This is a genomic window from Ruminococcus sp. AF17-22AC (assembly GCF_003460065.1).
GTDB lineage: Bacteria > Bacillota > Clostridia > Lachnospirales > Lachnospiraceae > Blautia_A.
Genome location: NZ_QRXT01000004.1, coordinates 71358 through 83546, shown reverse-complemented (window position 1 = coordinate 83546; position 12189 = coordinate 71358). Strand labels below are relative to the sequence as shown.

Below are 12189 nucleotides of genomic sequence, written 5' to 3'. Positions count from 1 at the left end.
TATTTTTTGCATTCTTATCGATACTTTGTCATCGTATCAGATTTCCGGGAGCGAATCATCGCTACTTCCACTGTGTCCTGTCTGAAGCAGCTCGCGATTCTTCAGATCCGGCAGTGCAATTACCAGAAGCATTCCTACAATCCATAAGAAAAATGTTATCCAAAAATATCTTTTCTCATAATGGCCTTTCAATTCTGCAATCCTCTGAAATTCTCTGGCAATAAAATACTGAATAATCAGCGCCACAATAATTCCTATAAACCATCCCCAAAGCCAGCTTTCCATTTTATTTATCTCCTTTCTGTTTCTATTTCATGTTATTTAGATTTTAGTCATTTTACTTCACAGTTACCTTGCAGGTCATTTTCTTTGAACCACTCTTAACAGTGATCGTTGCTGTTCCTTTACGCAGTCCCTTTACCACACCGCCGGATGTTACTGTTGCAATTTTTCCGTTGGATGATGCGTAAATAATTCTTTCATCAGTATTCTTTGGTGTTGCCACGGCTCTGATCTGGAAAGTCTTTCCTCGGGAAACCGTCTTCGATGCCGGTATTCCTGAAAGTTTCGTTGTTCTTATTGCATTAACTTTCACGGTCACAACTGCCCGTTTACTTCCGGATCTTACAGTGATCCTTGCTGTTCCCGGTCTGATTGCTCTGACCACACCCTGTGAGCTGACTGTAACAATATTTCTGTTTGAAGATGAATATGTAACTCTTTCTCTGCTGGTTACCGGAGTAACGACAACTGAAGGCGACAGTTTCACTGGTGTTGCTTTAGTCATTGTCAGATTTCTGACCGTTACCGCCACTCTCTCAGTTCTTACTGTTTCTCTCTGTACAGTCACTCTGAAGGCAGCTTTCTTTTTGCTTGCAAGAATAACTGTCACGGTAGCATTTCCTGTTCTCCTGCCTGCCGTCAGTTTGAAGGTTCCATTGCGCTTTACAGATGATACTTTCACAATGTTTGTGTTAGTGGAAGTCACTTTTGTCACATAATCTCCGGCCGCAAACCCACCTGCTCTGAACGCAGTTGCAGACTGACCTGTCTGCATTTTCAGTGAAGAAGCAGTCAAAGAAATCTTTGGAGTCAGTTTTGCTATAGTTTTCTGTTTCGTAATCACAGTACCACAGACTTTACAGTGTTTTCCCTCCGTTTTTCCTGCTTTAAATACAGTCGCTTTGATTGCATTATCTTTTACTATTGTATGAGATTTCGCCGGAATCTTTTCTGTTTTTGTGGCATCGCATCCGGTACATTTATAAAACTTACTTCCTGCGGTTTTACATGTAGCCTCTTCCAGAACAATTCCTGCATTCCATGTATGGCTGTGCTGCCTGTCAGTTGGATCAATATAATAATTCTTTCTGGCGATCTGCTCCCAGTCACCATCTTCATTTCTCCACAGAGCAGTCAGGGCAATCCAGGTAGAATCCCCTGTCTTTCTGGTCATAAACGGGAGTTCCTGTCCTTCAACATCTTTCAGATCCCATGTCCATCTGTCATAATCACGTTCTTCACCAGTTTCATCATCCCACCATGAAGCAACTACAATTCTGATATCATCACTGTCTACATCAACTGGTTCTCCCTGTCCATTGATATACCGGACAAGTTTTACCCCAAATCTGGCAACATTAACTGTCTCACCAACCGCCGGATTGATCATATTCCCAGATCCATCATCCAGGATTGACGGCGTCAGTACAAACTCACTGACTTCAAACCATATATCTTTGCGGAATGCTTCTTTATAATCTCCATTCTGATCCGGTACCTGTACAGAAACATAACAGTAGGCGTCTCCTGTAGCATCGCCAGACTCTGCCAGAAGAGTTTTGCCATCTGCTGCAACAGTAACCTTCGCCACTTCTGGCTGTTCCACAATTTCCAGTCTGTAATCTGTCACAGGATTCAGACCACCGGTCTTATCCCGCAGATCCGTTTCGATTGTCAGCTTACTGTTTGGCAACATTGCACCATTGCCTGTTGTGTCCACATAATGGATACTCAACTCGTACGGACTTCTTGATTCACTGTCATCATTATGATCGCCATCACCACCGTTGTCGCCATCATCACCGTCGCCGTTATTGCCTGGCAGCTCCTCGAAAGAATAGTTGCGGCCAGCAACTTCCTTCCATTCACCAGTGTCATCTTTTATCCTGGCAACCAGCCTGATCCATGTAGAATCTCCGGTTGTTCTGGTCAGAACAGGAAGCTCCGCTTCTTCATCCTCACAGCTCCATCCACCTTCTTCATCATACCCATCAAGCACGATTTTGCAGTCCTGTACTGTTTCCTGCTTATCATTCTCATCATAATAGACAAGTGATGGTTTCAGATCTTTAGCAATATCCAACTGCTGTCCTTCTGCAAGATTACTGATTTCTTCCGGAACGTTTTCCGGAAAAATAACATACCTGTTAATATCAAAGTGAAGCCTTTCTGTGCATACCACTTTTCCATCTATCAAAACATTTACAGGAAAATCAACCGGTCCTGTCTTATTATGAGCATTCACTATGATCTCTTTTCCGTCTATTTCATAGTCTGCCATATCCTTATACTCTGTATCCACCGGCGGGAGTTCCAGCGTGTAAGCATCCGAGGTCTCCTCCCAGTTCTCACCATCTGCAGATTCAGAAAGATATATATGGATTCTGATTGTATCATTTGGAAGCACGGATTGGGTTCCACCATCACCCTGAAACATTGTGCCAATCACATATTGTTTTTCTGTTGCATCAGCACTGAATGTACTCAGTCCTTCCGAAGAATCGCCAAATACTTCTATACCATCTGTGTACTCTGAAATCTCTTCCTCTGTTACCGGCACAGTCTCATCCTGTGTCTCGTCTGCTTCTTCCTGAATGCTTACTTCTTCCCCGGAAGCAGTTTCTTCATCTACTGTTGTCTCTGCATCACTGTCATCCTGAAATACTTCCTCCTGACCGGCATCAATTTCCAGTTCTTCTGCTGCCACCGGCACAGTCATTCCCACACTCTGCGTAAGAGTAAGCGCCATAGCCAGAAACATTGCAATCTTCTTTTTTCTCATGTAAATCCCCCGTTTCTTTTTCCTATACATTCCATATAAGACATATAGATTGAGTGTAGCATAAGTTCCAATGAAAACCCATTATCTCACAGCATATGATTTTGGATATCTTTTTCAGAACTTTCACGCATATTTATCCGGCACAAAACGAAGCAATTTTCTGTAACGCAAAAAGACTCCTGCAAAATATATTGCAGAAGCCTTAAGCTCTTTCTTAGTTTATTCAAATGTCGCCTTTGCCGTATCAATCGTATGACCTGCTTTGTTTTCAATGTCTGTATCATTTCCGTAAAATGTACTTCCGGCAAAATCAATCACTTCATTACCCGGCAGATTGTCAATGCAGACAGCCGTTCCATTTCCGGTAAATGTATTATTCAGATAATTCGGCGAACTACCGTACGACATAGTGGTATCGAACTTCAGGCCGATTTTGTTATCTGTGAAAGTGCTGTCCGTCGTATTAACCCAGCCTCCACTATGTGAGTAAACTGCTATATCCCAGCCTTCAAAACTACACTCTGAAGCACTTGCAAAGCAGTATGCATCCAGTCCGGTTCCGGAACTTCCTTCAAAACGGATTCCTGATATATCGGCATAATTTCCGTTGAGCCCTTTCAGACTGACTATTCCGGTAAAGGTGGTCTCCGCATCTCCGTTGGTGCATCCATGAATTCCCCAGGTATGATCACCAAAAGTGATATCTCCGTCATATGTCACCGCCGGAAGGTACAGATATACCGGTGTATCAGAAGATACTTCTTTATCAATAGAATCCAGAAGTTCCTGAAGTTCCTCTGTAGTTTCCATCGGTGTGTCCTCTGCATGATAAGTTACTGCGGGCAGTTTTTCAATAGTAAGACGCGTGCTTAAGGAAATTGTATCACCATTTTTCATTTTCACCGTCCATACAATGTCGTTTGTACCACTTTCAGATGTAAAATAAATATCTGAGGTGTATGCTGCATCCGGAAAACTTTCATTATACATCGGCTCTATATATTCCATTTTCCGTGAGCCGTCAGCCGGCTTTGTATCTACTCTGCAGGATTCCACTTCTTTCGAAAACTCTTCCCATGCCAGTTTTCCCGTATCCTGATTGAGAACATACAGCTGACACGGCAGAGCACTGTCCTGACCTTCCGCCAGTGTATCTGTACGTTCTCCCTGTGCATGCCCCGTCACACCGTCACCCTCCGAAAAGGTCAGCAGGACTTTATAAGTTTTATCCTTGTCCACATAATCAATCTGTGCGCCACCTTCATATACCTTCGGTCTGTGGTACATTGATACCGCCACCCCGATGATTCCTATGAAAATCAATATTCCCAGAACTGTCAGGGTTGCCCGCTTCCATCGTCTTGGAGTTTTTATCTCCTGTTTTTCCGTCTGAACTGCAGTACAGTGCGGACAGAATGACGCATCATCCGGAAGCGCATGTCCACATTTTATACATTTTTTGCTCATTATTTCCCCCTTATCGTTTATAGTGCCTCCATTAAATGAAGAATATTTTTGTATCTTTTTTCCGGATTCACCATTGTACAGCGCTGTACGATCCTGCCCATCCGTCCACTCGCCAGTTTCCTCGATGGATGTTCTCCGGTCAGCATAATATTCAGTAAGACACCAAGCGCATAAATATCCGCACGTCCGTCTGACTGCGAAAGCCCATACTGCTCCGGTGCCGCAAATCCGGTCGTCCCCAGAATCTGCGTATCTTCCTGATTAGCATTTTTGTATATTCTGGATGCGTCAAAATCAATCAGCACAGCTTCTTTGCCACGTATCATAACATTATCCGGTTTTACATCCCGGTGCACCACCCCCATAGAATGAAGCACCCATAATGCTGAACACAACTGACGACACAGCTTTTTTGCCTGCGCAGTTGACACAAGTCCTCCCTGCAAAATTTCACTGAGCGTATCTCCCTGCACATGCTCTTCCAGAAGCACTGTCCTGCCATCTTTTTCCCCGACTTCCATGATCTTTGGCAGATTCGGACACGAAACGGAAAGAAGCTTCCGGTAAACTTCGCTGCTTCCATAAAAATGCCTGAAAATATAACGGGTGCCGCTGTCTCTGTGTCGTACAAGCGAGACTTCGCCCCGTTCGCTTTTTTTGATCAGCGTGATCGTATCATATTCACTACGAACTGCATCTAAAAGACTGTCATAAATATCCATATCCTCATCCCTATCACTATGCGACCTGCATATTGTTTTTCAGACCCATTTATAGTATATTTTTATTTGAATACACTATTTAGAATATTATAACTTATTAACAATTATTCAGCAACTATATATACTACAACGTATTTTGACATGTATTTTTCAAAATACAGAAATATATTAAAATAATTATTGTAAAGGCGCGAAATATGGAGAAAAAAAACACAGATGGTTTACAACAAGAACTTATGGATTCACCGGACTTAGAGCAGTTCCTGTCACAAAATCAGGAACAATTTGTAAATAAAAGTGTATCTGAATTATTAAATCATCTGTTTGAAAAAAAATATATTTCCAAAGCCGCTCTCGCCAAACAATCCGGTATGAGCGAGATCTACCTGCACCAGATTTTTGCCGGCCGCCGAAATCCTTCCAGAAATCGTCTTCTGTGTTTGTGTTATGGGCTGGAAGCAAGTGTTGAAGAAACACAGGAACTGTTGAAACTCTGCGGAATGGCTCAGCTTTATCCGAAATTAAAACGAGATGCCATTATATATTATGGATTGCTGCACGGACTCAACCTGTTTGAGATCAATGACAAGCTTTTTGATGAAAATGAAGAGACCCTGTTCTGACAGGCAAAATAAAAGCGATGGTTTCTGATCTGATACCATCGCTTTTATCTGTTATATTAATTTAACAACCAGGAGCCTTTTTCCGGAAGTTTCTGTTTATAAACACGGGTAAATTTGAATCTGTTATAGTTTACACCATAATATTCATTTACTCCCCATCTTTTTGCACCAAAGGCATCATAAACACGCCCATTTATTTCTGTCCATGTGTGATAATCATTTTCTCTTGTCCCTGCAGAACATAAATAAACATTTCTGTATCCTATAACCTTTGCCATGTAAGCCATCGCACAGGCAAATGGAACACAGTTTCCGATTTTGCGTTCAAAAATCTGATTGGCATTTGCTGCATACCAGACATCTCCGCCATAGCCAAGGCTTCCGCGGGTTCCATATGAATTTCTGCGTACCCACAAAAAGCAGGTTTTTAACTTTTGTTCCTGAGTCATTTTGTTGTTGGTAATCTGCGCTACAATTTTCCGCGCATTCTGATATGCACGAAGCTCGGTCGCCTGATCCTTACCTAATCTTTTTCCATTTGGAGCATAATACTGGGATCCTTTTTTGAGTCCCAAAACACGGCCATTATCTTCTATATAGTATCTGACTCCACGAACAGTTGTATCTTTTTTCATCAGGATTCCGTTTGCATTAAAATAATAATAATTTCTTCCGATTCTCCTGCAGCCTTTGAAATACCTTCCGGATCTATAGTATCTGACCTGTCCACGCTGTACCTTAACCCAGCCTGACAGTTTCTTCTTAACTGTAGTGTTTGATGTTTTCACATTGGCTGCACTTACTGTTTCAGTCATTACTGGACATACCGCCAGTGTCATACACATCAGTATAATAAATATTTTCTTTAGCCTTCCTGTTACTTTACTTTTCATTTTATTTCTCTCCTTTTTGAGCTATCTTATGTTTACTGTCATTACGTACTTCATCCTGCAATTTAGTAAGGTACTCAGAAAATGTAGCATTATCATCTCCATAGGTCATCTGCAGGTCATATTCCAGCGGAATCCATGTTTCAATATCGGACTCATTTATAATACCATCTTTAGCCAGATTAGGAAAGCCTTATCCGCATATAAACCTCATGATAATATTTTTTATATGAAGTTGCATAAAATCTTCTGAAGCCTCTTCGCTGCGCCCAGTATGTATCATATACAAGTCCATTGATTTCCACCCATCCATGGGAGCCTTCCCATTGTCTCGGTCCATTTGTGCAGATATAAACATTTCTGACTCCACAGGCCTTCGCAAGGTAAGCAAAAGCACCTGCACTTGATAAACAGTTTCCTGATTTTCTTTCAAAAATATCATTGGCAAACGTTGCATACCAGGATTTCCCGCCCTGTGCAAAGAGTCTCCAGTCGGCGCGCGGAAATGGCATTACCCAGCGAAAACATGCTCTCAGTTTCTGCTCCTGCGTCATTTTTTTGTTGGTAATTCTCGATACAACTTTTCTTGCATTCTGATATGCCGTAAATTGCTGTTCCCTGTCACCGCTTAAGCGTCTTCCATTAGAGTTATAATAATTTCTTCCTCTTTTCCAGCCCTCTACAATTCCCTTTTCATTTATGTAATAAAGTACTCTTCTGTATGTCACATTATTCGTTTTCATTACACCTGTTTTGATATCAAAAAAGTACCTGCGATTTGCTATTTTTTGCAATCCTTTAAGACACTTACCATTGCGAAAATATCTTTTCTGTCCGTTTTTTAAAGTATACCATCCTCTTTGAGGCGTTTTTACTGTTTTATTCACTGTTGTCCGGACTTGCTGCTTCACAGTGGAAGTTGTCCCGGAAGCTGCCAAAGCACTTTCTGCTGGCGCTGCTGCCATTATAAACATTGCGCAGGCCAGTAAGACTGCTAATTTTCTTTTCATTTTATTTCCCCCTCATTTAATGCCTGTGTTGCTGCACCAAGCCTGTTATATACTGTAAGCGCATCGTTGATATGTGGAATTCCTGTTCCGGAGGCTCCACCCGTAACCAGAATATATTCTGTACCGTCAATTTCAGCAAAGCTTGCAAGACAGTGCCCCGCTTCTCCGGTATATCCTGTTTTGCCGCCCATAATCTGTCCATCTGTCACAACTGTATCAGACAGGTTCTTGAACATTGTGCTGTAGAATGTAATTCCATCCGGATGAATATTGGTTGCCGGTGTGGAATGATACGGACTTTCTATGATTTTCCGGAATGTATCATTTCTCAGTGCATATTTTAAAAGTACTGCAATATCTTTCGCTGTACTGTAATGATTTGCATCATGGAGTCCGGTCGTATCGCAGAAATTCGTTCCACTCATACCAAGTTTGGCAGCTTTTTCATTCATTAATGCCACAAAATCTGCTTCAGATCCTGAAATTGTATCTGCAAGTGCAATACAACATTCTGCACCGGAAGGAAGCATCACTCCATAAAGCAGATCTATTGCACGGACAGTCTCGCCCGGCTGAAATCCGGCCTGTGTTGCATCCTGCTCATACAGCCCCTCAAACATCTCATTTGTCAGTGTAATCTCCGGATCCAGATCTTTGAGGTTTTCGATTGCAACAATTGTTGTCATGATCTTTGTCATGGATGCCGGATACATCTGCTGATCTCCGTTGATTTCTCCGATCACCCTGCCTCCGCGAACCTGCATCAGTACCGCATACGGACTGTTGATACCACTGATATCGAGTTCTTTAACAACCGGCTTACGCATCTGCTCAATCCATTCAACCAGCTGCGTCCCCATACCATAATTCCATCCGACGACCAATACAAGTATAAGTACCACGATCATTTCCATCGCAATACAGAAAATCATTCTGCCTTTATTTTGTTTTCTCTGTTTTCGTGACTTCACCTTCGCAGACCGCCGTCTGTTACCTCTGTCGGAAGTCCGCCTTCTTTTTCTATCCGTCATGATGTTCCTTCTTTTTCGCAAAATATATCAGACGTTTTCTTTATTTTAGTTCGATGACCAGGAATATTTTTCCGGAAGTTTTTGTCTGAGGGCACATTGATAATCAAATTTATTATATCTTATACCGTAATATTTATTTACGTTTCGTCTTTTTGCAAAATAGGAATCATATACAATTCCATTTATTTCTGTCCATGTATGCAGGTTTTCCGCTTTCGTTCCTCTTGAACACACATAAACATTCCTGTAACCTATAACCTTCGCCATGTAGGCCAGTGCACACGCGTACGGAACACAATTGCCTCTTCTGCGCTCAAAAATTTCATTTGCATTCGCTGCATACCAGCAGTCTCCACCATAGCCAAGCCATCCTCGCTCTCCATATCCGTTCCGCACCATCCACATAAAACATTTTTTTAATTTTTGTGACTGGCTCATTTTGCTGTTTGTAATCTTATTTACAATTTTTCGTGCGTTCTGATATGCCCGGAGTTCGGTTGCCTGATTTCTGTTGAGCCTTTTACCATTTGGAGCATAATATTGAGATCCTTTTTTGCGCCCCAGAACACGTCCATTACTTTCTATATAATATGTGACTCCACGAACGGTAGTATCTTTTTTGAGTAAAATTCCCCTGGAATCAAAATAGTAATAATAATTTCCTATTCTCTTACAGCCTTTATAATACGTTCCGGCTCTATAGTATCTGACCTGTCCACGCTGTACCGTAACCCATCCTGACAGTCTTTTTTTAGCTGTGGTGTTAGATTTTGAGGTATTAGCTGCACTTACTGTTTCAGTCATTACAGGACATACCGCGAGCATTGCACACATCAGTATAATAAATATCCTGTTCAGTCTCCCCTTTACTTTCCCTTTCATTTTATGGACCTCCATTCAGCTCTTCCATTTGATTCAGCCAGACTTCTGCCTTAAGTTTCTGGTCCTATTCTAACACATAAAAACTTAATCCTGTAGTATATTTTATATTAATTTTTAAACATATGATTTCTTTTGCGTGGACGACAAAAAAGACACCCTTAAAAGGATGTCTTTTCTACATTTATTTAGGCTAACTTAGCCGGATTAACCTTTACTCCAGGTCCCATAGTAGGAGTCAGAACAACACTTCTTAAGTACTGTCCTTTCAGAGTACTCGGTCTTGCTTTAACGATAGCCTCAATCAGCGTCTGGAAGTTGTCGCTTAACTGTTCCTCAGTAAAGGAAGCTTTACCGATCGGAACATGAATGATATTGGTTTTATCAAGACGGTATTCAATCTTACCTGCTTTGATATCGTTAACCGCTTTTGTAACGTCCATAGTTACAGTACCAGCTTTCGGGTTTGGCATGAGACCTTTTGGTCCAAGTACACGACCAAGACGTCCAACAACACCCATCATATCCGGTGTAGCAACAACAACGTCGAAATCAAGCCATCCTTCATTCTGGATTCTCGGAATGAGGTCTTCAGCTCCTACATAGTCAGCGCCAGCTGCTTTTGCTTCTTCTGCTTTTGCATCTTTTGCAAATACAAGAACGCGAACCTTTTTACCAGTTCCATGAGGCAGAACTACTGCACCACGGATCTGCTGATCTGCGTGACGTCCATCGCAGCCTGTACGGATGTGAACTTCGATAGTTTCGTCAAATTTAGCAACTGCGGATTTCTTTACAAGGCTGATAGCCTCAGCGGTATCATATAATGTTGCGCGGTCTACTGCTTTTGCAGCTTCCACGTATTTCTTTCCTCGTTTCATTTCCTATAACCTCCTGTGGTAATTGCGGGAACTTCCCTCCCACTTCATTTGATTTTTTCTCAGTCTACGACTTCGATTCCCATGCTTCTTGCAGTACCAGCGATCATGCTCATAGCTGCTTCAAGGGATGCTGCATTCAGGTCTTTCATTTTCAGTTCAGCGATTTCCTGAATCTGAGCTTTTGTTACTTTTGCAACCTTTGTTTTGTTCGGTACGCCGGAACCTGATTTGATGTTAGCGGCCTTCTTAAGAAGAACTGCTGCCGGCGGAGTTTTGGTTATGAAGCTGAAACTTCTGTCTGCATAAACAGTGATGACAACCGGGATAATAAGATCTCCCTGATCTGCTGTTCTTGCATTAAACTCTTTTGTGAACTGTACAATATTTACACCGTGCTGTCCAAGAGCCGGACCAACCGGTGGTGCTGGAGTTGCTTTACCAGCAGGAATCTGTAATTTAATATAGCCTGTTACTTTTTTTGCCATTTTTCGGCACCTCCTATGTGGTATTGGCGGGGGTTCTTCCCTCCCACTTGAATGTGTTACGCCTTCTTAATTTCTGCGAAACTTATTTCTACCGGCGTTTCGCGGCCAAACAATTCAACATTGATAGTAACCGTCTGCTTCTGGGTACTGATCGCAGTAATAACGCCTGCGGTGTCTTTCCAAGCTCCGCCTGTAACGACAACCATGTCGCCCTCTGCAAAATCTACCTGAATGTCCTCAGCCTTAATTCCCAATGGAAGCATTTCTTCTTCGGTCAACGGTACCGGTTTAGATCCCGGTCCTACGAATCCGGTTACGCCTCTGGTGTTGCGGACAACATACCAGGTATCATCGTTCATGACCATGTTGAGAAGCACATAACCCGGAAACATCTTTTTCTGGACCTGCTTGGCAGCTCCGTTTCGCATCTCTACTACTTCCTGCAGCGGAACACGAACTTCCAGAATCTGGTCTTCCAGGTGTCTGTTTTCGATTGTTTTTTCAATGTTGGCTTTTACTTTGTTTTCATACCCTGAATAGGTATGAACAACATACCATTTTGCTTCTGACATACAATCACCGTTATCCTTACTTCACTAAAAGATTTATTCCTTCCAGAATAGCTGAGTCAAATACACTGATGATCACTGCAAGTACAACCGTAATGATCGTAACTGCTATGGTCTGCTTAACAAGTGTAGCATTATCAACCCAGACAATCTTTTTGAATTCCGATTGAAGTCCCTGAAACCAATTTCTCTTCTGACCTTTGCCAGCAGATTTTTCTTTCTCTTGCATAGTCTAACCTCACATTTCGTGATTACTTCGTTTCCTTGTGCAGAGTATGGGTACGGCAGAACTTACAATATTTCTTTGTTTCAAGACGCTCAGGATGATTTTTCTTCTCCTTGGTCATATTGTAGTTACGCTGCTTGCACTCCGTACATGCTAATGTAATCTTAACGCGCACAACTTCCACCTCCAGTGTTTTCATTTGCGTGGGTCTTTTCTGCTTTTCGGGCATAAAAAAAAGACCTAACTTCCATGTCGCTTGTCTAGTTTATCACATACCCTCTATATAAGTCAAGCATTTTCCCTTAGAAATTCAGCAGATTTTCATGCTTTGTTACTGTTCAG

The 12189-nt window shown here is 42.0% G+C and carries 14 protein-coding genes; 1 reads left to right on the top strand and 13 read right to left on the bottom strand.

The window, feature by feature from the left end; all coding sequences use genetic code 11:
- Positions 1-36: 36 nt before the first annotated feature.
- The 4 genes from DWW86_RS07620 to DWW86_RS07605 form a co-directional block, all read right to left on the bottom strand.
- Complete coding sequence (locus tag DWW86_RS07620; protein ID WP_072522692.1) at positions 37-285, bottom strand: hypothetical protein; 249 nt, start codon at positions 283-285, stop codon at positions 37-39.
- 52 nt (positions 286-337) lie between these two features.
- The gene (locus DWW86_RS07615; protein WP_181985323.1) at positions 338-3064 is read right to left on the bottom strand and encodes an Ig-like domain-containing protein; all 2727 of its coding nucleotides are present in this window, start codon (positions 3062-3064) and stop codon (positions 338-340) included.
- A 219-nt stretch (positions 3065-3283) separates the two neighbouring features.
- Positions 3284-4531, bottom strand: a complete 1248-nt coding sequence (locus DWW86_RS07610; RefSeq protein ID WP_117942746.1) for a zinc ribbon domain-containing protein — start codon at positions 4529-4531, stop codon at positions 3284-3286.
- Between the two features lie 17 nt (positions 4532-4548).
- The gene (locus DWW86_RS07605; protein WP_117942745.1) at positions 4549-5253 is read right to left on the bottom strand and encodes a serine/threonine protein kinase; all 705 of its coding nucleotides are present in this window, start codon (positions 5251-5253) and stop codon (positions 4549-4551) included.
- 197 nt (positions 5254-5450) lie between these two features.
- Here DWW86_RS07605 and DWW86_RS07600 point away from each other — a divergent pair, with 197 nt between their 5' ends.
- The gene (locus DWW86_RS07600; RefSeq protein WP_072522688.1) at positions 5451-5876 is read left to right on the top strand and encodes a helix-turn-helix domain-containing protein; all 426 of its coding nucleotides are present in this window, start codon (positions 5451-5453) and stop codon (positions 5874-5876) included.
- Between the two features lie 56 nt (positions 5877-5932).
- Here the strand turns inward: DWW86_RS07600 and DWW86_RS07595 are convergent, their stop codons facing one another.
- From DWW86_RS07595 to rpmG, 9 genes are all read right to left on the bottom strand, one after another.
- Complete coding sequence (locus DWW86_RS07595; RefSeq protein WP_117942744.1) at positions 5933-6769, bottom strand: transglutaminase-like domain-containing protein; 837 nt, start codon at positions 6767-6769, stop codon at positions 5933-5935.
- A gap of 179 nt (positions 6770-6948) precedes the next feature.
- On the bottom strand, positions 6949-7776 hold the full coding sequence (locus tag DWW86_RS07585) for a transglutaminase domain-containing protein (protein ID WP_117942743.1): 828 nt from the start codon (positions 7774-7776) through the stop codon (positions 6949-6951).
- Positions 7773-8807, bottom strand: a complete 1035-nt coding sequence (locus DWW86_RS07580) for a D-alanyl-D-alanine carboxypeptidase family protein (RefSeq protein ID WP_286187675.1) — start codon at positions 8805-8807, stop codon at positions 7773-7775. The genes DWW86_RS07585 and DWW86_RS07580 overlap by 4 nt, the downstream gene beginning before the upstream one ends.
- A 45-nt stretch (positions 8808-8852) precedes the next feature.
- Positions 8853-9689 carry a transglutaminase domain-containing protein gene (locus DWW86_RS07575; RefSeq protein WP_117942742.1) on the bottom strand — a complete coding sequence of 279 codons (837 nt, stop codon included), beginning with the start codon at positions 9687-9689 and terminating at the stop codon, positions 8853-8855.
- A 185-nt stretch (positions 9690-9874) separates the two neighbouring features.
- Positions 9875-10567 (bottom strand): 50S ribosomal protein L1, encoded by a 693-nt coding sequence (rplA, locus tag DWW86_RS07570; protein ID WP_015540665.1) that lies wholly within the window; start codon positions 10565-10567, stop codon positions 9875-9877.
- A 59-nt stretch (positions 10568-10626) separates the two neighbouring features.
- Complete coding sequence (rplK, locus tag DWW86_RS07565; RefSeq protein ID WP_072522685.1) at positions 10627-11052, bottom strand: 50S ribosomal protein L11; 426 nt, start codon at positions 11050-11052, stop codon at positions 10627-10629.
- Between the two features lie 56 nt (positions 11053-11108).
- Entirely contained in the window at positions 11109-11624 is a 516-nt protein-coding gene (gene nusG / locus DWW86_RS07560) for a transcription termination/antitermination protein NusG (protein WP_072522684.1), read from the bottom strand.
- 16 nt (positions 11625-11640) lie between these two features.
- On the bottom strand, positions 11641-11850 hold the full coding sequence (gene secE, locus DWW86_RS07555; protein ID WP_072522683.1) for a preprotein translocase subunit SecE: 210 nt from the start codon (positions 11848-11850) through the stop codon (positions 11641-11643).
- A 22-nt stretch (positions 11851-11872) separates the two neighbouring features.
- Complete coding sequence (gene rpmG / locus DWW86_RS07550; RefSeq protein WP_044925727.1) at positions 11873-12022, bottom strand: 50S ribosomal protein L33; 150 nt, start codon at positions 12020-12022, stop codon at positions 11873-11875.
- Between the last annotated feature and the right edge of the window lie 167 nt (positions 12023-12189).